Below are 20,947 nucleotides of genomic sequence, written 5' to 3'. Positions count from 1 at the left end.
GGTCGCGGCAGTCACGACAGCAGTGCGTTTTGCTACCATCGCAGCATGACTGCCCCGATTTCCGCCCCCCCCACCACGCTGAAGAAGCTGGCCAAGCTTGGCATCCACAGCCGCTTCGACCTCGTGCTGCACCTGCCGCTGCGCTATGAGGACGAAACTCACCTGACGCAGATCCGCGATGCCCGCGCCGGCACGCCGGTCGTGGTCGAGGGCACCATCACCGATGCACAGGTACAGTGGAAACCGCGCAAGCAACTGATCGCCACGCTGGAAGACGACACCGGCCAGCTGCAGTTGCGCTTCCTGCATTTCTATCCGAACCACATCAAGCAACTGAGCAAGGGCGCACGCATCCGCGCGCTTGGCGAAATCCGCCACGGCTTTCACGGCGACGAGCTCGTGCACCCGAAGGTGCGCGAAGTGGTCGACGGCACGCCGCTGGCCGACCACCTGACCCCGGTCTATCCGGCACTGCAGGGCATTACCCAGCCGATGCTGCGCCGGCTGGTCAGTCAGTCGCTCGATGACCTGATTCTGGCCGACACGCTGCCGGACGCGCTGCGCGACAGCCTGCACCTGCTGCCGTTTCGCGACGCGATCATGACCCTGCACCGCCCGCCGCCCTCGCTGTCGGTCACCCAGCTGTCCGACGGCGCCCTGCCGGCATGGCAGCGACTCAAGTTCGACGAGCTGCTGGCCCAGCAGCTGTCGATGCGGCTCGCCTACCGCGCCCGCCGCGCGCACAACGCGCCGGTACTGACCGGCACCGGCACGCTGACCCGCGCCTTTCTGGCGCAGCTGCCGTTCTCGCTGACGCGGGCCCAGGCGCGGGTCATGGCCGAGATCAGCCATGATCTGGCCGAATCCCATCCGATGCACCGGCTGCTGCAGGGCGATGTCGGCAGCGGCAAGACCGTGGTCGCCGCACTGGCGGCACTGACCGCGATCGAGGCCGGTTACCAGGCCGCCCTGATGGCACCGACCGAAATTCTGGCCGAGCAGCATCATCTGAAGCTGGCCGCCTGGCTGGAACCGCTGGGCGTACACGTCACCTGGCTGACCGGCAGTCTGAAAAAGTCGCACAAGCAGGCCGCCATCGCCGATATCGCCGCCGGCGTCACCCGGCTGGCGGTCGGCACCCATGCGCTGTTCCAGGACGATGTCGCCTTCGAGCGCCTCGGTCTGGCCATCATCGACGAGCAGCATCGTTTCGGCGTCGGCCAGCGGCTGGCGCTGACCGACAAGGGCGCCGCACCGCACCAGTTGACCATGTCGGCGACGCCGATCCCGCGCACGCTGGCCATGAGCTATTACGCCGACCTCGACGTGTCGGTCATCGACGAACTGCCGCCCGGCCGTACGCCGATCACCACCAAGCTGATTTCGACCGCGCGCCGGGGCGAGGTGGTCGGCGCCATCCGCGCCGAGATCGCCCAGGGCCGACAGGCGTACTGGGTCTGCCCGCTGATCGAGGAATCGGAGACGCTGGAACTGCAGAATGCAGTCGCGACCTTCGAGGCCCTGCAGCAGACCCTGCCCGAGCTGCGGGTCGGCCTGGTGCACGGACGGATGAAGGCGGACGACAAGGCCGCGATGATGGCGGCCTTCCAGGCCAACGAGGTCCAGTTGCTGGTGGCGACCACGGTGATCGAGGTGGGTGTCGACGTCCCCAATGCCACGCTGATGGTCATCGAACACGCCGAGCGCATGGGACTGGCCCAGTTGCACCAGTTGCGCGGCCGCGTCGGCCGCGGCGCGCATGCCAGCCGCTGCGTGCTGCTGTTCGAGGAGCCGTTGTCCGAACTGGCCAAGGCGCGGCTGAAAGTGATCTACCAGCACACCGACGGTTTCGAGATTTCCCGCCAGGACCTGCTGATCCGCGGCCCCGGCGAGTTTCTCGGCGCCCGCCAGTCCGGTGCGCCGCTGCTGCGCTTTGCCGATCCGGAGCAGGACGATGCACTGCTGGAAGCGGCCAAGGACTGGGCGCCCCGCTTGCTGTCGGACTACCCCGAATACGCCGAGCGCCACCTGGCGCGCTGGCTGTCAGGGCGCGAGCAGTTCCTCAAGGCCTAGGCGCCGCTGAATACCTGCCACAGCAGCACCATGTTCAGCGTAACGATCACGCCGGCAATCAGCCACGCCAGCCACTGCAATGGCCCGCTCAGCCGCCACTGCCCCATCAGTCCGGCACTGGAGGCAAAGCGGACCAGCGGGATCACGGCAAACGGCAGTTGCAGGCTGAGGATGACCTGACTCAGTACCAGCAGCGACGTCGTCTCGCTGTCGCCGCCGAGAATGGCCACTGCCATTGCCGGGATGATGGCCAGGCTGCGGGTCAGCAGTGCCCGCTGCCACGGCTTGATGCGCAGGTTCAGGAAGCCTTCCATCACCGCCTGCCCGGCCAGCGTCGCGGTAATGGTCGAACTCAGACCGCAGGCAAGCAGCGCGCCGGCAAACAGCAGGCCGGCCCAGTGGTTGCCGAGCAGGGGCGACAGCAGCCGGTGAGCGTCGCCCAGCGACTCGACGTCGGCATAGCCGTGATGGTGAAAGACGGCGGCGGCAAGAATCAGCAGCGACGCATTCAGGCAGAACGCGAAAGCCAGCGACAGCGAGGTATCCCAGTGCGTGGCCCGCAGCGCCTGCTTCATGTGCTCGACCGTACGCGAGGCCATGGCCTGCCCGCGCGTGCGCAGCAGGTTCGAGTGCAGATACAGATTGTGCGGCATCACCGTCGCGCCGAGGATGCCGCAGGCAATCCACAGCAGGCCGGCATTGGCGATGATTTCACTGCGCGGCACCAGCCCCTGCGACGCCGCATGCCAGTCCGGATTGGCCATCGCCAGCTGGGCGATGAAGCAGCCGCCGGCGAACAGGATCATCGCGGCGACGACGCTTTCCAGGCTGCGCTGGCCAATCAGCTGGATGGCGAGCATCGCGAACGCCAGTGCACTGGCCAGCAGCACCCCGACCGGCAGCGACACGCCGAACAGCAATTGCAGTGCGACCGCGCTGCCGATGATCTCGGCCAGGTCGGTCGCAACGATCGCCACCTCGCACAGCAGCCACAGCGCCAGCGAAGTGCGCCGACCGTAGCGGGCACGGCACAGCTGGGCCAGATCCTGGCCGCTGACCAGCCCGACCCGGGCGGCAATCCACTGCAGGAACAGCGCCATCACGCTCGACAGCAGCACCACGCTGAGCAGCGTATAGCCGTAGCGCGCCCCGCCGGCGATGGCGGTCGCCCAGTTGCCCGGATCGGTATAACCCACCGCAACCAGGCAGCCGGCGCCGACAAAGCCGAACCAGCGTCGTGGACGACGGCCCGGTTTCGGGGGATCCGCCATTTTGGCGGCGGTCATTTCGGCGGACAGGCTGGACATGATGGCTCCTGCAACAGTAAGGCGATCAGTTCATGATAATCATTCTCATTTGATGTTTACAATGGAATTTTGTCATCCCGACGATTGGGCGACGCAATCGCTAACGGCTACGCCGCTGCCCGCAATCGCATCCCGTCATAAGCAAGTTCCACCCCCGGCGGGCACAGCGCATTGGTTGCGTGGTATTCCAGTTCGTGCGTCATGTGGATCAGCACCGTACGCCGTGCGCCGATGCGTGCGGCGGCTTCCAGCGCCTGGTGGAAACCGAAGTGACTCGGATACGGCGCCATTTTCAGGCAGTCCAGCAACAGCAGGTCCAGTCCGTCCAGCAGGCCGTAGCTGTCGTCGGGAATAGTCGACACATCGGTCAGATAGGCGAAGCGGCCGACGCGCCAGCCGAGGATCGGCCAGCGGCCATGAATCAGTGGTACCGGCGTGACCTCGATGCCGGCAATCGCGACCGGCACGCCGGCCTCGACCGTATTCGGCACCAGCACCGGCTTGTCCCAGAACGCGCCCGGCGGCAGCAGGCAGTAGCCGAAGCGCTCTTCGATATTGCGCATCATGAACGCATTCCCGTACAGCGGGATCGGCCCCTGCCGGACGTAGCAGAAGGCGCGCAGATCGTCGATGCCGTTCAGGTGGTCGGCATGCGGGTGGGTGTACAGCACGGCATCGACATTGCTGATGCCTTCGCGCAGCGCCTGCTGGCGCAGGTCCGGCCCGGTATCGATCAGCAGCGTCTTGCCGCCCACCTGCAGCAGCGAGCTGGCGCGGGTGCGGTGATTGCGCGGGTCTGTCGAGCTGCAGGTGGCGCAATGGCAGCCGATCGCCGGCGTGCCCGAGCTCGATCCGCAGCCAAGAACGGTGACATCAATGTGCATGCCGTGCCTTTGCAAACAGGCGGTAGAAGTTCTCCGTGGTCGCCTCGGCCAGCGCTGCCAGCGTCATGCCCCGCAGCTCGGCAATGTGCTCGGCCACGTGGCGCACATAGGCCGGTTCGTTCTGCTTGCCGCGATACGGCACCGGCGCCAGATACGGCGAGTCGGTTTCCACCAGCAGCCGGTCGAGCGGGCATTTCTGCGCGACGTCCTTCACCTGCTGCGCATTCTTGAAAGTGACGATGCCGGAGAACGACAGGTAAAAGCCGAGGTCCAGCGCCTGACGGCCGATCTCCCAGCTTTCGGTAAAGCAGTGCATGACGCCGCCCGGCTGGTCGGCGTGGTCTTCGCGCATCACGCGGACGGTATCCTCGGCCGACTCGCGGGTATGAATCACCAGCGGCACCCGGGCACGGGTGGCGGCACGGATATGTCGCCGGAAGCGTTCACGCTGCCATTCGAGATCGCCCTTGCACCAATGGTAGTCGAGGCCGGTCTCGCCGATACCGATGATTTTCGGGTGCGCGGCCTCGGCGACCAGAAAGTCCTCGTCCATGTCCGGCCCGTCCTCGACATCGGGGTGGACGCCGACCGTGGCCCAGAACATGTCATGTTCCAGCGCCAGCGCCCTGACCGCCGGGTAGTCGGGGACATTGACGGAAATCACCAGCGCCCGGTCGATGCCGTTGGCGAGCATATTGGCCTTGACCTCGTCGATGCGGCTGGCGAGGTCGGGAAAATTGATGTGGCAGTGCGAATCGATCAGCATGTTGGCCTGCGCGGCGCCAGTGGCCGCGTGATGTTCGGTTTCAGGGTGGTTCAGCGCGTGCCGGCAAACAGCTGCTGGTAGTCGAACAGCAGCTTTTCCACCTGCAGGCGCACATTCAGCGTGTGCTGCCCGTACGGTGCCAGCGCCACGATCTCGTGGTCGAAGCGGGCAAAGCGCACGGCCGGTGCACGGTGCGACAGGCGCTCGATGGCCGCCGCATGATCCGGATAATAGCGGACCGGCGACGCGGTGCCGGCGGCCAGCAGGTCGTGCAGCCATTTGCGCAGCCAGTCCAGCGGCTCGGCCAGCGCCAGTTTGGCACGATCGAGTTCGCCGGACAGGGCCAGGATGGCCTGCGCGTCGGGATGGGCCAGCACGGCGGCAAATTTCTCCCGCAGCGGCACCCGCGCTCCGTCGGTCAGCGCGAACGGCGCGCCGCCGGCCCGGGCCAGCTCGATTTCCGGGTTGTCGACACCGGCCGTTTCCAGCCATGCCAGCGCCACGTCGGCCGCCGGCGGTGTCAGCGGGAAGGCGCGGCAGCGGCTGAGGATGGTCGGCAGCAGTCGGCGCGGACGGTGTGCCACCAGCACGAAGTGCACCCCTTCCGGCGGTTCTTCGAGGATTTTCAGCAGTGCGTTGGCCGAGGCCAGGTTCAGGGTTTCGGCCGGTTCGACCAGCACCACGCGCCGGCCGCCACGGTGGGCCGACAATTGCGCGAACTCGATGATGTCGCGTACGGCCTCGACCTTGATCAGCAGCAGCTTGCGTGCCGGCTTGTCGTCATCGCGTTCGTCGTCCGGTGCCAGCAGGCGGTAATCCGGGTGGTTGCCGGCCAGGAACCAGCGGCAGGCCTCGCACTGTCCGCACGCGGCGTGGTCAGCCGCCGGTGCCTCGCACAGCAGCGACTGGGCGACAAAGCGGGCAAAACGGTCCTTGCCGATACCCTGCGCGCCGGTCAGCAGCAGGGCGCCGGGCAGGCGGTCGAACTGCTGGGCGAGTCGTGCCCAGTCGGCTTGTTGCCACGGCAGCAGCATCAGCGTCGCTCCAGCAGGCGGCCGAGGTCGCGGGCCAGTTCGGCCTGCAGCGTCGCGACCGGCAGTTCGGCATCCAGTACGCGTATCCGGTCGATATCGGCCTCGGCCCGGCTCAGGTAGGCATTGCGCACCCGCTGGTGGAATGCCTCGCGCTCGCGCTCGAACCGGTCCAGTGTTCTCGTGGTCGACATCCGCGCCCGCGCGACGTCGGGCGGGATATCGAACAGGAAGGTCCGGTCCACTCGCAGGTCACGCAGCACCCAGCGCTCCAGCTCGGCGATCCGTTCGAACGGGACGCCCCGGCCGCCGCCCTGGTAGGCGAACGTCGCATCGGTAAAGCGGTCGGACAGCACCCAGCGGCCGGCAGCCAGCGCCGGGCGGATCACGGCGTCGACATGCGCCTGGCGGGCGGCAAACATCAGCAGTGTCTCGGTATCGAGCGAGATGTCCGACTTCACGTCCAGCAGCAGCGCGCGCAAGGCTTCGCCCAGCGGCGTCCCTCCCGGCTCACGGGTGACGACGACGTCGATGCCGCGCGCGGTCAGCCAGTCGCGGATAAAGTCGACGTGGGTGGATTTGCCGGCACCGTCGATGCCTTCAAGCGTCAGGAATTGTCCAGTCACTGCGATTCCGTTCCGGGCGCGGACACGCGCCCAATGCTATTTCTTGCCAAGAATGTATTCATGCACAGCGCTGTTGTGCTCGTCCAGCGTTTCGGAGAAATGCGACGAGCCATCGCCACGGGCGACGAAGTACAGCGCCTTGGTCGCGGCCGGATTGGCTGCGGCCTCCAGCGCCGCCCGGCCTGGCAGGGCGATCGGCGTCGGCGGCAGGCCGGCGCGGGTATAGGTATTGTAGGGGGTGTCGGCCCGCAGTTGCCGCCGGTTCAGCGGCCCGCGAAAGTCCGGACTGACGCCGTACATGACCGACGGGTCGGTCTGCAGACGCATGCCGATGCGCAGCCGGTTGATGAACACGCCGGCGATCTGCGGCCGGTCCTCGACATGGCCGGTTTCCTTCTCGACCAGGCTGGCCAGGATCAGCATTTCGTACGGCGACTGGTATGGCAGGTCGCCGGCACGGATCTGCCAGCTGCGTTCCAGTTCGGACTGCATCTTGTCATGGGCGCGCTTCAGCACGTCCAGGTCGCTGGCCCCCTTCAGGAAATAATAGGTGTCGGGGAAGAACAGCCCTTCGGCGTGGCTGCCGTCCGCGCCCAGCTTCTGCAGGATGCGTTTTTCCGACCAGCCGGCGGTGTCATGACGCAGGGCCGGGTGCTGCTGCAGCATGGCGCGGAACTGGCCGAAGGTGAAGCCTTCGGGAATCGTCACCACGTACTCGCTCTTCTCGCCCTTGCGCAGCTTGGCCAGCCAGTCGAGCATCGACAGCGGCTTGATCATCCGGTAGTCGCCAGCCTTGATTTCGCTGGCGGCACCGCTGACCTTGGCCAGCAGCAGGAACAGCGTACCTGAGCGAACCGCACCGGCACGGTCCAGCGATGCCGCAACGGTGGACAGCGACTGGTTCGGCGCAACTTCGACCGTGACCGGCAACTGCGCCGGCCGGTACGGTGCGACGATCAGGCCGGCCAGCACGGCAATGGCGACGAGCGCCAGCAACACGAGCGTACGCAGGCGGTGGCGGGACGCGGAAGGTTTCTTGGGCATGGGGGAGAAGGCGCGGAAAAATCGTCAGATGATAACGGCGCACCGGGTGCACCGCGTAGCGAAAACGACAAAAAGCCGCCTGCTGGCGGCTTTTCTTCGGAGAGAGCGAACGGAATCAGGCTTCCGGGCTCACCACGATCTGGACTTCGACCAGCACGTCGTGATGCAGCGCCACTTCGACGCTGTATTCACCGATGGCCTTCAGCGGGCCATTCGGCAGACGCACTTCAGCCTTGACCACTTCGACGCCATGGCCGGCCTTGATCGCGTCAGCGATGTCGGCGTTGGTCACGGAACCGAACAGACGACCGTCAACGCCGGCCTTCTGCGAGATGGCGATCACGGCACCCGTCAGCTTCTCGGCGCGAACTTGCGCGTCGGCGAAGATCTCGGCCTGCTTCGCTTCCAGCTCGGCGCGGCGGACTTCGAATTCCTTCAGGTTGACTTCCGTCGCGCGCTTGGCTTTGCCTTGCGGGATCAGGAAGTTGCGGGCGTAGCCGTCCTTGACCTTGACGACGTCACCCAGTTGACCCAGGTTGGCCACTTTTTCCAGCAGAATGATTTGCATGATTTGGCGGCTCCCGAATTAATGCTGGTCGGTGTACGGCATCAGGGCCAGGAAGCGAGCGCGCTTGATGGCGGTCGACAGTTGGCGCTGATAGCGGGCTTTGGTACCGGTGATGCGTGCCGGGATGATCTTGCCGTTTTCGGCAACGAAATCCTTCAGCAGATCAACAGCCTTGTAATCGACGACCTTGATGCCTTCGGCAGTAAAGCGGCAGAACTTGCGACGCTTGAACAGTTGGCGTGCCATGTTTAAACCTTTATCAATTCAACGTGTTGCACATGCAGGACCAGGCGGGGATTGCGCAGGCTTTTCGCGGCGAGGAAACCGTCGACGCAGACGGTGTTACCTTCGAGCTGCGGGGCCGTTTGCGGGGCTTCGGTTCCGACCATCTGCGCACTGATGACACAGCGCACGGCGCGTTCGAAACCACCGGCCTGCTGTTTCGATTCGTGTTCGAGCTCGAACGACAGAACCGGAATGCCGGCCGGGGTGTAGCGCACTGGTTCGACCCGGCGCGCAACGCCCTCAATCCTTACCTGATTTCGCAATTAGGCAGCGGCGACTTCACCAGCGTCCGATTGCGGGGCGAGCAGGTTTTTGGCCTTCTCTTCCTTCATCATCGGCGACGGTTCGGTCACGGCTTCATCCATCTTGACGGTCAGGTGACGCAGCACGGCGTCGTTGAACTTGAACGCGTGTTCGATTTCTTCCAGCGCTTCCTTGCCGCACTCGATGTTCATCAGAACGTAGTGAGCCTTGTGGATCTTCTGGATCGGGTAAGCCAGTTGACGGCGGCCCCAGTCTTCCAGGCGGTGGATCAGACCTTGCTGGCCCAGAACCATGCCCTTGTAGCGTTCGATCATCGCCGGCACCTGCTCGCTTTGATCAGGATGCACGATGAATACGATTTCGTAATGACGCATGTTGACTCCTTTTGGATGACAGCCTTCCGCCATGCGCTCGCGGGAAGGCAAGGGTTTAAAGGGGGAGGATTATACGGAGAACCGGGGGTGTTGACAAACCCGATTGCACTGCAGAAAAGCGAAAGGCCGGCACTGGCCGGCCTCAGCGGGGAGACATCCCTGCTGGCATTGCTGCCGTCAGGAGTTTTCCCGCCGGTACAGTGACACGATCAGCTCGGCTTCGGCACGAGTCAGCCCGCATCGTCTGGCGACCTCGGCCGCCAGCACGCCCTGGCGCACCAGCTCGATCGCCTGGTTGTACGGCGAGCCGCCGCCGGAGCGGCCGCGGCCCATATTGTTCTCGACTGCCGCGCGCCGCAGCGCCTGCAATTCGGCGGACAGCTGCCGTACCTGCAGCCCGAGCTCCGCCAGCTGCACCCGCAGTGGCGCAAGCTCGTTGCGCGCATCGCGCAGCCGGCGGCGCCAGTCGCGCACCAGCGCAACCAGGACCAGTACGCCTACCAGCGTCACGCTGGACAGGGCCAGCCACAACGTCGGCAGCGTGACCTGTGACGCTCCCATGATCCCCTCTTCTTCCCAATGCCTGCGCATTGCAGTCTAGCCAGCGGCGGTGCATCCCGCCATGCCGGCACGACGGGCGATCAGGTCAGCTGAAATAGGCGCGGTTGATGCGCACCTGCTGACGGCCGCTGGACACCAGTCCATCGATTTCGACCTGTCGCAGCCGCATCAGCGTTTCCAGACGCTGGCTTTGCTGATAGGCCTCGTTCAGTTGCTGGCGCAGCGGTTCCGGCACCGGCGCGGCAAGCTGCCAGGCGGCAACCAGTTCCGGCTCGATCAGGTCACGTCGGGCGATGCACTCGATCAGCGCATCCCAGTCACCGGCATCGGCCAGCGTCAGGCTCTCGGCGGTCAGGCCGCAGTACGCATCGAGTCGGGCAGCCAGCGTCGGCTCAGACGGCGATACCGCCATTGCGCCCCCCGTTGCTCCCCTTGCTGCGCACGTCACGGCCGATGATTTCCCAGGCACCGCGAATCTCGTCCAGCTGGCTGATGACTTCGGTCAGTGCGGCCTGATCGTTGCTCAGACCGGCATCCATCAAGCGCCGCTTCCAGTAGTCGTACAGCGAGGCCAGCTGGCTGGAAATCTGCCCGCCGGCCTGATGGTTCAGCGCCATGTTCAGGCTGCCGATGATGTCGGTCGCCTTGTTCAGCTGCTGGCTCTTGCGGGAGAAATCCCCACTGGCAATGGACAGTGCCGCCTCGTGCAAGGAATCGATCGCCCCCCGGTACATCAGCTCGACCAGCTCGGCCGGATTGGCGCCCAGCACTTTCGCTTCCAGCGCGTCGGACTGATACGCCTTGACGAACTGCTGCATGTTTCTCGACACAGACACGTTACTTCCTTCCGCTACGGCAATGCCGGCGGAAACCGCCGGCACGTCGCCGTCTAGATCAAAAACCGTATGCTATCAGCTAATGCCCAGCATGCTCTTCATGTTGGCCAGAGACGACTGCATTTTGGTCAGCGATGCATCCAGTGCACCGTACTGCGCGCGCAGCCGCGCCTCGGTCTTCACCAGTTGCGCCGACATCAGTTCCTGCTTGCTGGTGTTCGCCTTCACGTTCGCGTCGAGCGTGCTCTTGCGGTTGGTCACCAGCCCCTTGTCCGGGTCGGTCAGGTTGTTGACCGTGCCGGTCACCCCTTCCGCATTGCTGGCGAATGCCGCCTTGACCGCATCGGCATCCTTGCCCAGCGCCTTGGTGAAGTCGCTCTTGTTGAATACCAGGCTGCCGCCGACACCGAGCTTGATGCCAAAATTGGCCAGCGGCGAATAGTCCGCCGGGCCCGGAGCGGTATTGGTCTTGTCGGTCGGCGCGGACACAGCGGCGTACAGCTGATCCTTGACCGAGCGCAGCAGGCTGTCGTTGCCGAACGAACCGCTCTTCATCGATGTCAGTTGCGAGACGACGGCATTGTACGAGGTAACGAAATCGTCGACCTTCTTGGCGATCGCATCATCATCGCGCCCCACCGTCACCGATCCAATGCCTTCTTTTTGCAGGGTGAAGGTCAGACCGCCAATCACGCCCGAAACACTGTTGCTCTGACTGACGGCAGAGATGCCGTTGATGGTGAATTCGGCATTTTTCGGCGCCTTGGAGTCAGCCGCGTTCAATGCGGCACTGCCGCCGGTCAGCGAGGCAAAGCTGGTCGTCCCGATTACACCGTCGATCGCGCCAGTCTTCTGACCGCTGATCACCAGCCGTTGCTGGCCGGTCTTGTCGGTAATCGGCATTGCGGTCGCGCCGACACCGGCGCCATTGATTTTCGCCGCCAGCTCGGCCGGGGTCAGCTTGACCTCGCCAGTGCCGAGATTGACGGTCTTGCCATTGACGGTGATGGTCGCCGGGTCCGTGCCTGCGGTACCGAACGTCAGCTTGCCGTCGGTCATCCCACCCAAGTCGTACACGTCGGCCTGCGCGCTGGCCATCTGCGTCGTCTGGATCGCATAGGTGCCGTTGCTCGCCGTACCATCGGCCTTGACCGTGATTGCGGTCAGGTCACTGCTGGTTGCCGTGTTTGCATCGAGAAAATCGTAGCTGGACAGTTTCTGCGCAGCCGTCTTCAGGCTGGACAGTGCGGACGTCAGCTTGCCAATATCCGACACCTGCGTGTTGTACTTGCTTGCCTGCGTCTGCAGTTTGGTCAGCGGTTGCCGTTCAACCGACATCAGACCACTGACGATGCTTTCGATATTCAGGCCGGAGCCCGCGCCGGCGGCGGTAATGGAAGCCACGTTATTTCCTCTCGACTAGCCGCATGTCGTGCGATATGAACCGGCCGGACCTCGCCGACCGGACAGCCCGACATACGATCGGACCCGGCACGCCTGCATGATGAATGATGATATCCCGGATCAAGCCTTGTCCGAGAGCAGCAGCCCGCGCAGTTCGTCAAACACTTTGGCGAACTGGACGATCTGCTCATTGGGTATCTGGCGAATCACTTCATTGGTTTCGCGATTGACAACCTTGACCAGACGCATCTTGGTGTCTTCATCGACCGAGAACTCGAGATCGCTCTGCATGAGTTGCATGGTCTGATTGAACTGCTGGACCGACTTCTGCAGCGCATCAGACTGCTGCTGGTCCTTGGCGCGAGCGGCATCGGCGTCATTGCGCAAACTCTCGGCACTATGAACAGGCGCAACGGCGGTGCTGGTCAGCACGGGCGTCGCGGGCGCATGGCCGGCAAACTGCGGCAATGTGGACGGTTGTCGCGCATCCGCGACAGCCGGCTGTATGGGTGTTGCCGAGGGGTTGATCTGCATGGATCTCTCCTGACGTCAATAGGCCCCGGACACAGACTGGCTGGCCGGGGCCCCGTTCACGCTACGGGGATCAGATCCCCGTCACCGAAATTACTTCAGCAGGGACAGCGCGGTCTGCGGCAGCTGGTTGGCTTGCGACAGCATGGCGGTACCAGCTTGCTGGATGATCTGGTTACGAGTCATCGTAGCAGTTTCCGAAGCGAAGTCGGCGTCAACGATACGGCTCTTCGAAGCCGAGATGTTTTCAACGTAGTTTTGCAGGTTGCTGACCACGGCGCTGAAGCGGTTTTGCGTGGCACCCAGGTCGGCACGGGCGTTGGCCAGGGTCTTCAGGTCGTTGTCAAACTTGGTCAGCAGGGCGCGAGCGTTGGTGTTGCTGCTAAGGGTGGCAGCGCTAGCAGCTTGCGAGAAGGCCAGTTTGGCGATGGTCACCTTGATCTGGTCGTTGGCCGAGCTGTTGGCACCAACCTGGAAGTTGAAGCTCTTGGCGGAAGCAGAGCTAAACAAGGTCTGGCCGTTGAACTTGGTGCTGGACACCAGACGCTTGTTTTCCGCGCCCAGGGCATCCATTTCCTTCTTGATTTGTTTCAGGTTAGTTGTCGACACGGTGCTGTTCGACGCTTGTACAGTCAATTCGCGCATACGCTGCGTGTTTTCCTGAATTTGCGACAGCGCGCCTTCAGCAGTTTGCGCCAGCGAGATGCCGTCGTTCGCGTTACGGATAGCCTGATTGCTACCGCGAACTTGCGAATCCATGCCCGAAGCGATGGCCAGACCGGCGGCATCGTCCTTGGCGCTGTTGACGCGCAGGCCCGACGACAGGCGTTGCAGCGAGGTAGCCAGTGCGCTGCCCGAAGTGGTCAGGTTGCGTTGGGCATTCAGCGAAGAAATGTTGGTGTTGACATACAGTGCCATGATGATCTCCAAGCAGGCTACGATTGTTCGGTGGGTTGGGTGCCGGTACTTCCTTCCGGGTCACATGCTTTATCGGAGCCAGTTGCGTTGGCTTTAGGGATGTTTTGCAAATTTTCTAGTTGGGCATCAAATTTGATTGCCACAGGCCGATAGAGTGACGGAACATTCGATCGGCACTGTCAGCCGAATCCGCCATAGAATGCCTTCCGGGTGAAACCACCTATATAGGTTTTACGCGCGCACTCCACTCCTGACCGAGAACATGATGTCCAACAGCAAGCCCCCCGTCCCGACAATTTCCGATCTCACCATCCTGAAAACGACCGCCGACCTGGCCGAACAGGGCCAGCTCCCCGAAGCGGAGGCCCTGCTGCACGGGCAGTTGGCACAGGATCCGGCCGACCCGGTGGCCTTGCTCGGGCTGGGGCAACTGGCGGCGCATGCCGGGCTGGTGGATGACGCGCACGTGATTCTGGAAGCCGCGCTGATGGAAACCCGGGCCCGCTGGCCGGATCAGGGCAATGCGCCGCTGCAGGCGGAAATCCAGCGCAGTATCGCCCGCACCCATGACAGTACCGGCCAGATTTACCGTGGCGTATCGCACTGGCTGGACAGCCTGGTCTGCGAAGACACGCCGGAAGCCCGCGAAGCGCTGGCGCGCGCGCGCCAGGTCGACGACTCAAACAAGACCACGCTGTTCAAGGATATTCAGGCACCGGCCGGTCTGCTGGAGCAGGCCGAGCGAGTGTGTGGCGAAGAACTGGCCCGTCAGCCGGACGATGCCGAAGCCAGTTTCCAGCTCGGCAACGTCAAGCTGCTGCAGAAAAAATACGACGAAGCACTGCCGCTGCTCGAACGGGCCAGTCAGCGCCTGTGCGAGCGCGCCGATGTGTTCTACAGTCTGGCACTGACCGCCATGGGCCTCGGCAAGACCGAGGCCGCCCGCACCGCCCTGCTGCGCAGCCATGAGCTGGCGCCCAGCCTGGACACCTGCCTGGAACTCGGCATGTACTATGCGGCCCGTGGCGAACATGTCAAGGCCATCGACATGCTGCGCCTCGGCGCCCAGGACCATCCGGACGGCGCCGCCCTTCTCGCCGGCCTGCTGTCGCGCGAACGCCGCTATGACGAAGCGATTGCGGTGGCGCAATACATCTGCGACAAGTTCCCGACCTCAGCGCGCTGCTGGGTGCTGCTCGGCCGCGCCCATTACACCGCCGGCGATCCCGAGCAGGCGATGTATGCGCTGATGTTCGCCATCCACCTTGCGCCGGACGATGACGACATCCATACCGACCTCGGCTCGCTGCTGAGCAAACTCAACGCCCATACCATGGCCGAAGTCGCCTACCGGCGCGCCATGGCGCTGAATCCGGAAAACCTGTGGGGCTATACCTCGCTGATCGCCTGCCTGTCGCAACAGCAGAAATACGATCAGGCGCACGACGTTTTCGACCAGGCCGAAAGCAAGTGGCCGGACAACCCCGAGCTGTACCTGAACGTGTCGGTGGTCGAGTGCGAACAGGGCGATGTCGAAAAGGCATTCAGCTCGGTCCACCATGCCATCGAACAGAAGCTGATCGAACTGGCGGAACTGCCGCCGGAGCAGATGTTCGAGGAGAAAAAGGAACAGTACATGGTCGTCCATGACGCCCATGTCGCCCTGCTGGCCGCCCACGAGGCACTGACCCGGGCCGGTGTGCCGTTCTTCCTGATCGGCGGCACGCTGCTCGGCATCATCCGCGACGGCGACCTGTTGCCGTTCGACAAGGACATGGACTTTGGCCTGTGGGCGGATGTGTCGCGCGAAGCCATTGTTGGCGCTTTCAACGATGCCCCCGATTTCATGGTGCCGGACACCATGCTCGACCCGAACGCCTGGGTGTCCGCGCTGCATCACAAGCCGACCGACATCATTATTGACATGTTCTTCTTCCACCGCGACGGCGACAGCTGCCTGGAGGGCTTTGACCGGGGAGCAATGAAGCTGCGCTGGCGCTATCGCGGTTTCGAACTGAAGCCCCTGCCCTTCCTCGGCGTCGAATTCCTGGCGCCGGAATCGCCGGAGCGCTTCTTCGAGGACATCTACGGCAGTGAATGGCGGATTCCGGACCCGGGCTTCGATGCGGTGGTCGCCGGCTACTGCCTGACGCCGGAATCGAAGGACCTGTGCAGCTTCTATGGCTATGAACGGCTGTTCTCGGCATTGCGCTCGCGACGCTGGGCCAAGACGATGTCCTACGCGAAACAGATCCGCAAATGGGGGCCCCACCCGATCCTGGACCAGGTCGAGGCCTTTATCCGCGAGCGGGATCTGGCATGAAAACCGTCCTGACCTACGGTACTTTCGATCTGTTCCATATCGGTCACCTGCGCCTGCTGGAACGCCTGAGTTCGCTCGGCGACCGGCTGGTGGTCGGGGTATCGACCGACGAGTTCAACGCGACCAAGGGCAAGGCCACCTTCATTCCCTATGCGGAACGCGCCGAGATCGTCGCCAATATCCGCTGTGTGCACAGCGTCATTCCGGAAAACGACTGGGCGCAGAAGCGCCATGACATCGTCCGGCTGAAGGCGGACGTGCTCGGCATGGGGGACGACTGGGCCGGCAAGTTCGACGAGTTGAAGGACGCATGCGAGGTCATCTACCTGCCGCGTACCGCCGGCATCTCCAGCACCGCGATCAAGGACACGCTGAAAGCGGTCGACAGGGACAACCTGCTCAAGATCAAGGATGCGCTGGGACTGCTGGAAAGCATTGTCAGGAATTTCGAGTAATCCCGCACAAGATACTGTTCAGTGCAGGGAAGTACGCAAAATGTCAAATCCAAGGTAGAGCTATGCAGTTGAATGTTCTGGAGTATCTGGAAGAGGGCGCCCTCAAGCACTCTCCTGACCGGATTGCGGTCATTGATAATGCGCGAGAGTATACATTCCGTGAGCTAGAGCAACGGGCCAAGAGCTGCGCATGTCAGATTATGCAAACCGCAAACCAGATCGGGCGTCCCATTGCGGTATTCCTGCCCAAAGGGGCCGGCACGATCATTGCCAATCTGGGCATTCTCTACAGTGGTCATTGCTATACCAACCTCGACAGCAAGTCTCCAGTTCAACGACTGGAGAAATTACTGGCCAACATTGATCCGGTATTGATCATCACGGATGCCAGCATGGCGGCGGCCCTGCTGGCCATTGGCATCGACAAGCAGAAACTGATTTTCATTGATGAAATATTGACGTCTGCCCCCCACCATGACGCAGAACAGCTAACGGCTCGACGTCATGCCGTCATTGATACGGACCCGGTTTGCATCATCAATACATCGGGCTCAACAGGCACCCCAAAAAGCGTAGTGATGCACCATCGCAGCATCATTGACTTCATCGACTGGTGCCTGACACGTTTTGAATTCAGTTCATCCGATATTATCGGGAGCCTCTCTCCGTTTTATTTCGACATTTATTCCCTGGAACTGTACGTTAGCTTGGCACGGGGTTGCACCATCGCCATCATCCCGGAGCATTTGGCAGCTTTTCCGGCCAAGCTGGCACAATTTCTGGAAGACCAACAAACTACGTTTTTGTTCTGGGTACCCACCATCATGGTGACCATGGCGAATATGAACTTGCTGGAAAATCGAAATTTGAACTGCTTGCGGCGCATATTTTTTGCTGGAGAAGTTTTCCCGACGAAGCATTTGAACTACTGGCGAGAAAAACTGGTCAACACCGAGTTCGTGAATCTTTATGGCCCGATCGAAATCACAGTCGATTGCACGTATTTTGTTGTTGATCGTGACTTTTCTGACGACGAGTCAATCCCGATTGGTTTGCCTTGCCGGAATTCCGACATTCTGATCATCAAGGAAAACGATACTCTCGCCACAGGTAATGAGCAGGGTGAGCTTTGTGTGCGTGGCAGCTCCCTGGCGCTAGGCTATTACAACAATCCGGAACAGACGGCAAGAGCTTTCACACAAAATCCGTTAAATCCGCATTATCCAGAACGTATTTATCGAACCGGAGACCTGGTTTATAAAAACGAGCATGGCGAGATTATTTTTGCGGGCCGCAAGGACTACCAGATAAAGCACCTGGGCTACCGCATCGAACTTGCAGAAACAGAATCTGCAGCACTCGCCATTACAGAAATAAAAAATGGCTGTGTGCTATACAATGCGCCAAAAAAAGAAATTACTCTGTTTTTTGAGTCTGACACCGATCTCTCCCCGGCTCAAATACGTACCAAACTTTTAGCACGCCTGCCCAAATACATGCTACCAACTGCATTCCATCAACTCGGTGCACTGCCTATGAATCCGAACGGAAAAATTGATAGAAAAAAACTGGCTGACTTGTACTTTGGTGAATGATGAAATTACTTACCACCCCGCAGGAAGTTCAGCTGATTATCAGTGAGGGCAAGCGGTCGGCCACTCGCTACATAACGAATTTTTTCCCGTCACGGGAAAAGCTGGACATGTGGCTGAAAAACGAAGAACTCTTTGAAGCTTTGCGGGGACCTGCCACTCTCATTCTGAGAAAAAGCGACGATTTCTTCCATGTGCATTTTTCAGCCGGTGCACCGACAGAGTTACAGGCAGCGTTGCAGAATTTGCCGGCAGAGAATTTTCTGGTGTGCGACCTTGTTGGGTCCAGCGAGGTCACCACAGAACTGGTCAGCGTCTTTGAGCAGGCAGGTTTTTATAAATACAGAAGTCTGCGCCGATTAGCGCGGACAAACAGCACGTCAACGCCATTCACCAGAGACCAAGCCGTTGCAGCCGCTCGCGAGGATGAAGCGAATGCCATTCATGCCATTTTGCAGCATTCATTTGACCGGCATAGCGAGCAAATTCCCTCCTTTGATGAATTACAGGCCGCAGCACGACAAGGGCAGATTTTTGTTGTTAGAAAGGACCACGGCCTCGCTGGCTTTCTTTATTTCCAGCAACAAGGCGTGACTGCAACTGTTCGGTATTGGTTTGTGGACGAAAAATACAGAAACGAAGGCATTGGTTCAAAATTGATGCATGCATTTTTTTACTACACTGCCACGGCCAAAAGAATTTTATTATGGGTTGTCGAGGACAATGAAAATGCAATTGCCAAATATGAGCACTACGGCTTTGCCCCCGACAACCTGATTGATCAAGTCATGCGCAAGGACGCGGCCAAATGAAAAATCGGATTATTGAAATTCTCATTAGTATCAGACCCGAATCTGACTTTAGCCAGTCGACCGATTACATTTCAGACGGCTTGCTCGATTCGTTTGACATGATCATGCTAGTTTCTGCCCTTGACAAAACCTTTGGCATCTCCATCGATGGTGCAGATATTGTGCCAGAGAATTTTTCCCAAACAGAAGCCATTGAAGCCTTGTTGATCAGAAGCGGGGCCATTTAATGGACTTTAAATACCACGACAAGACCTGCTCCGGCCTGCTGCTCGTTCTTCCCGCGAACGAGCGGACTTTTGTCGATGACATGAAGCAGTTCAATTTCCCTGAGTCGCGTTCCATGAAGCTCAAGGAAGTCATGGGCTATGACCGTCATCGCGTGGTTGATGACAATACTTGCGCATCTGATCTTGCGGTATTTGGCCTTGAGCACCTGTTCAGCAATGGCCTGCTGGGCAAGGAAGATTTCGACGCCATGATCGTCGTGACCCAGTCACCCGACTACCTCATGCCATCAACCAGCAGCGTCATTCAAGGCCGCCTGAAACTCAAGCAGGATCTTTTTTGCCTGGATATCTGCCAAGGATGCGCTGGATTTCTCGTCGGCTTGATGCAGGCTTTCATGATGCTGGAGCAAGACAGCATCCACCGCGTCGTGCTGATAAATGTTGATGTTCTCAGCAGAAAAGTCTCTCCAAAAGACCGCAATAGCTATCCACTTGTTGGCGATGCTGCCTCTATTACCATCGTTGAGAGAGGGGGGCAACAGGATATTTTCGCCAATTTGAAAATGGATGGCACCGGCCGCGAGGCACTAATTATTCCAGCCGGAGGGTTCAGGCTTCCGGCATCCAGTGAAACAGCAACGCTGGAAGATGTCGGCGACAACAATCTTCGCGCCAAAGATCACTTGCGGATGGATGGCAGTGCTGTTTTCAATTTTGTACAGGTAGAAGTCCCTCCAATGATTGAATCGTTGCTGACTTCTGCCAAAGTGTCGCATGATGACATCGATTATTACGCATTCCATCAACCAAACCGCTTCATGCTGGAAAAATTGGCACACAAGATTGGCATCCCGTTTGATAAAATGCCAAGCAATATTGTGGAAAATTTTGGCAATAGCAGCGGCGTGACCATTCCTGCTGTACTGGCTTACAACCTCAAGAACGAGCTAATGAATGGTCAGCTTCGCCTTTGCCTGGCAGGCTTTGGCGTCGGGCTGACATGGGCCTCGATGTACATGCGCATGGGCAACCTTCGTTTCTGCGATACGATTGATTACCGATAAGAAAGATCAAGATGAACACACTTTATGCAAAATTGGCTGAAATTCTTGAAGTCGGCATTGAGGAAGTCAGCGCTGATGCCGTTCTGCGCGATTTCGAACTGTGGGACTCGCTGACAGTGCTTAGCATTCTGGCCATGCTTGACCAAGATTACCATGTCAATATTCTGGCCACTGATCTGGTGCCAGTCATTACGGTTGGTGATCTGGCCGCGCTGGTGCAGAGTCGAGCCAAATAATGGCAAGGGGTGAAGGGGATTTCTGCCTTGTTACCGGAGCCTCATCCGGTATAGGGCGAGCCCTGGCAATGCGCCTGTCAGAGGAACACAGGCTCATTCTCCATGGCCGCAATGTTGCTCAGCTGGAAGAAACGCGGCAGCTTTGTCATGGTAACGGCCATTTGATCTGGACCCATGACCTCAGTCATGCAGATGATCTGGGCCAGAGCCTTTCTGGTTTTCTGGCAGAAAACCAGATCGCGGTAGACTGCTTTGTCCACTGTGCAGGCATCGTAAAGATCTTGCCGGCCCGCAGCCTGACCCATGCTGCAGCTCAGGAAATAATGACAGTCAACTTCACGTCGGCCATGGAAATAACAGGCGTACTGACCAAGAAAAGGGTCAATCAGGGAAAGCTCAGAAACATATTGTTTGTTTCCAGCATATGGAGCCAGTTCGGCGCAAGAGGCTATACGCTTTATTGTGCCAGCAAGGGCGCTCTGGATTCAGCGATGCGCGCACTTGCCGTTGAACTGGCACCAGCCGTCCGAGTCAATTCCATGGTGCTGGGGGCGATTGAAACGCCACTGGCAAAAATAGCATTTTCTGACCCTCAAATCATGGCCAATCTGGCCCAGCAATATCCGCTAGGCAGCGGAAAGCCGGAAGACCCCGCAGCCGCCGCCGCCTTCCTGCTTTCCGATCAGGCGCGCTGGATCACAGGGCAGCAAATTGTAGTGGATGGCGGACGCACTGCAAATATGTCTTTGAAATAACTATTTTAATA

General features: G+C 60.6%; 25 protein-coding genes. 9 read left to right on the top strand and 16 right to left on the bottom strand.

The window, feature by feature from the left end:
• The first annotated feature begins 45 nt into the window (after positions 1–45).
• Positions 46–2,073, top strand: a complete 2,028-nt coding sequence (gene recG, locus ACYVG8_RS16780; protein WP_107888714.1) for an ATP-dependent DNA helicase RecG — start codon at positions 46–48, stop codon at positions 2,071–2,073.
• On the opposite strand, the gene ACYVG8_RS16775 is transcribed toward recG, so the two are convergent.
• The 16 genes from ACYVG8_RS16775 to ACYVG8_RS16700 all read right to left on the bottom strand — a co-directional run bounded on the left by ACYVG8_RS16775 (position 2,070) and on the right by ACYVG8_RS16700 (position 13,472).
• Positions 2,070–3,380 (bottom strand): Nramp family divalent metal transporter, encoded by a 1,311-nt coding sequence (locus ACYVG8_RS16775; protein ID WP_112691879.1) that lies wholly within the window; start codon positions 3,378–3,380, stop codon positions 2,070–2,072. The genes recG and ACYVG8_RS16775 overlap by 4 nt on opposite strands.
• Positions 3,381–3,487: 107 nt before the next feature.
• Positions 3,488–4,264 carry an MBL fold metallo-hydrolase gene (locus ACYVG8_RS16770; RefSeq protein WP_107888716.1) on the bottom strand — a complete coding sequence of 259 codons (777 nt, stop codon included), beginning with the start codon at positions 4,262–4,264 and terminating at the stop codon, positions 3,488–3,490.
• Positions 4,254–5,030, bottom strand: coding sequence for a TatD family hydrolase (locus ACYVG8_RS16765; protein ID WP_460746369.1), 777 nt, complete (start codon positions 5,028–5,030; stop codon positions 4,254–4,256). The genes ACYVG8_RS16770 and ACYVG8_RS16765 overlap by 11 nt, the downstream gene beginning before the upstream one ends.
• A 50-nt stretch (positions 5,031–5,080) precedes the next feature.
• Positions 5,081–6,064, bottom strand: coding sequence for a DNA polymerase III subunit delta' (holB, locus tag ACYVG8_RS16760; protein ID WP_107888718.1), 984 nt, complete (start codon positions 6,062–6,064; stop codon positions 5,081–5,083).
• Entirely contained in the window at positions 6,064–6,687 is a 624-nt protein-coding gene (gene tmk / locus ACYVG8_RS16755) for a dTMP kinase (protein ID WP_107888719.1), read from the bottom strand. Before tmk ends, holB begins: the two co-directional genes overlap by 1 nt.
• 36 nt (positions 6,688–6,723) lie before the next feature.
• Complete coding sequence (mltG, locus tag ACYVG8_RS16750; RefSeq protein ID WP_107888720.1) at positions 6,724–7,731, bottom strand: endolytic transglycosylase MltG; 1,008 nt, start codon at positions 7,729–7,731, stop codon at positions 6,724–6,726.
• Between the two features lie 115 nt (positions 7,732–7,846).
• Positions 7,847–8,299: a 50S ribosomal protein L9 gene (rplI, locus tag ACYVG8_RS16745; protein WP_107888721.1), complete on the bottom strand. Its 453-nt coding sequence runs from the start codon at positions 8,297–8,299 to the stop codon at positions 7,847–7,849.
• Positions 8,300–8,317: 18 nt separating this feature from the next.
• Positions 8,318–8,545 carry a 30S ribosomal protein S18 gene (gene rpsR / locus ACYVG8_RS16740; protein WP_028497873.1) on the bottom strand — a complete coding sequence of 76 codons (228 nt, stop codon included), beginning with the start codon at positions 8,543–8,545 and terminating at the stop codon, positions 8,318–8,320.
• Between the two features lie 2 nt (positions 8,546–8,547).
• Positions 8,548–8,847: a primosomal replication protein N gene (gene priB / locus ACYVG8_RS16735; protein WP_107888722.1), complete on the bottom strand. Its 300-nt coding sequence runs from the start codon at positions 8,845–8,847 to the stop codon at positions 8,548–8,550.
• Positions 8,848–9,222: a 30S ribosomal protein S6 gene (rpsF, locus tag ACYVG8_RS16730; protein WP_028497875.1), complete on the bottom strand. Its 375-nt coding sequence runs from the start codon at positions 9,220–9,222 to the stop codon at positions 8,848–8,850.
• A 177-nt stretch (positions 9,223–9,399) separates the two neighbouring features.
• The gene (locus ACYVG8_RS16725; protein ID WP_158537374.1) at positions 9,400–9,783 is read right to left on the bottom strand and encodes a DUF2802 domain-containing protein; all 384 of its coding nucleotides are present in this window, start codon (positions 9,781–9,783) and stop codon (positions 9,400–9,402) included.
• A gap of 85 nt (positions 9,784–9,868) precedes the next feature.
• Positions 9,869–10,195, bottom strand: coding sequence for a flagellar protein FliT (locus ACYVG8_RS16720; protein WP_107888724.1), 327 nt, complete (start codon positions 10,193–10,195; stop codon positions 9,869–9,871).
• Positions 10,176–10,619, bottom strand: a complete 444-nt coding sequence (gene fliS / locus ACYVG8_RS16715) for a flagellar export chaperone FliS (protein ID WP_146744992.1) — start codon at positions 10,617–10,619, stop codon at positions 10,176–10,178. The genes ACYVG8_RS16720 and fliS overlap by 20 nt, the downstream gene beginning before the upstream one ends.
• Before the next feature lie 75 nt (positions 10,620–10,694).
• The gene (fliD, locus tag ACYVG8_RS16710) at positions 10,695–12,023 is read right to left on the bottom strand and encodes a flagellar filament capping protein FliD (protein WP_460746364.1); all 1,329 of its coding nucleotides are present in this window, start codon (positions 12,021–12,023) and stop codon (positions 10,695–10,697) included.
• Positions 12,024–12,143: 120 nt separating this feature from the next.
• Complete coding sequence (locus ACYVG8_RS16705) at positions 12,144–12,557, bottom strand: flagellar protein FlaG (RefSeq protein WP_281660096.1); 414 nt, start codon at positions 12,555–12,557, stop codon at positions 12,144–12,146.
• 90 nt (positions 12,558–12,647) lie between these two features.
• On the bottom strand, positions 12,648–13,472 hold the full coding sequence (locus tag ACYVG8_RS16700; protein ID WP_460746362.1) for a flagellin N-terminal helical domain-containing protein: 825 nt from the start codon (positions 13,470–13,472) through the stop codon (positions 12,648–12,650).
• Between the two features lie 262 nt (positions 13,473–13,734).
• On the opposite strand from ACYVG8_RS16700, the gene ACYVG8_RS16695 reads away from it, so the two are divergent.
• The 8 genes from ACYVG8_RS16695 to ACYVG8_RS16660 all read left to right on the top strand — a co-directional run bounded on the left by ACYVG8_RS16695 (position 13,735) and on the right by ACYVG8_RS16660 (position 20,936).
• Positions 13,735–15,795: a tetratricopeptide repeat protein gene (locus tag ACYVG8_RS16695; RefSeq protein ID WP_460746360.1), complete on the top strand. Its 2,061-nt coding sequence runs from the start codon at positions 13,735–13,737 to the stop codon at positions 15,793–15,795.
• Positions 15,792–16,250 carry an adenylyltransferase/cytidyltransferase family protein gene (locus ACYVG8_RS16690; protein ID WP_460746359.1) on the top strand — a complete coding sequence of 153 codons (459 nt, stop codon included), beginning with the start codon at positions 15,792–15,794 and terminating at the stop codon, positions 16,248–16,250. Before ACYVG8_RS16695 ends, ACYVG8_RS16690 begins: the two co-directional genes overlap by 4 nt.
• A gap of 62 nt (positions 16,251–16,312) precedes the next feature.
• Complete coding sequence (locus ACYVG8_RS16685) at positions 16,313–17,845, top strand: amino acid adenylation domain-containing protein (RefSeq protein WP_460746358.1); 1,533 nt, start codon at positions 16,313–16,315, stop codon at positions 17,843–17,845.
• The gene (locus ACYVG8_RS16680; protein WP_460746356.1) at positions 17,845–18,654 is read left to right on the top strand and encodes a GNAT family N-acetyltransferase; all 810 of its coding nucleotides are present in this window, start codon (positions 17,845–17,847) and stop codon (positions 18,652–18,654) included. The genes ACYVG8_RS16685 and ACYVG8_RS16680 overlap by 1 nt, the downstream gene beginning before the upstream one ends.
• Complete coding sequence (locus tag ACYVG8_RS16675) at positions 18,651–18,881, top strand: hypothetical protein (RefSeq protein ID WP_460746354.1); 231 nt, start codon at positions 18,651–18,653, stop codon at positions 18,879–18,881. The genes ACYVG8_RS16680 and ACYVG8_RS16675 overlap by 4 nt, the downstream gene beginning before the upstream one ends.
• Positions 18,881–19,945 (top strand): 3-oxoacyl-ACP synthase III family protein, encoded by a 1,065-nt coding sequence (locus ACYVG8_RS16670; RefSeq protein ID WP_460746352.1) that lies wholly within the window; start codon positions 18,881–18,883, stop codon positions 19,943–19,945. Before ACYVG8_RS16675 ends, ACYVG8_RS16670 begins: the two co-directional genes overlap by 1 nt.
• An 11-nt stretch (positions 19,946–19,956) precedes the next feature.
• Complete coding sequence (locus ACYVG8_RS16665; protein ID WP_028497887.1) at positions 19,957–20,181, top strand: acyl carrier protein; 225 nt, start codon at positions 19,957–19,959, stop codon at positions 20,179–20,181.
• Complete coding sequence (locus ACYVG8_RS16660) at positions 20,181–20,936, top strand: SDR family NAD(P)-dependent oxidoreductase (protein ID WP_460746351.1); 756 nt, start codon at positions 20,181–20,183, stop codon at positions 20,934–20,936. Before ACYVG8_RS16665 ends, ACYVG8_RS16660 begins: the two co-directional genes overlap by 1 nt.
• Positions 20,937–20,947 lie beyond the last annotated feature (11 nt).

Source organism: Microvirgula curvata, from assembly GCF_054781615.1.
This window is presented reverse-complemented; position numbering and strand designations above follow the sequence as displayed.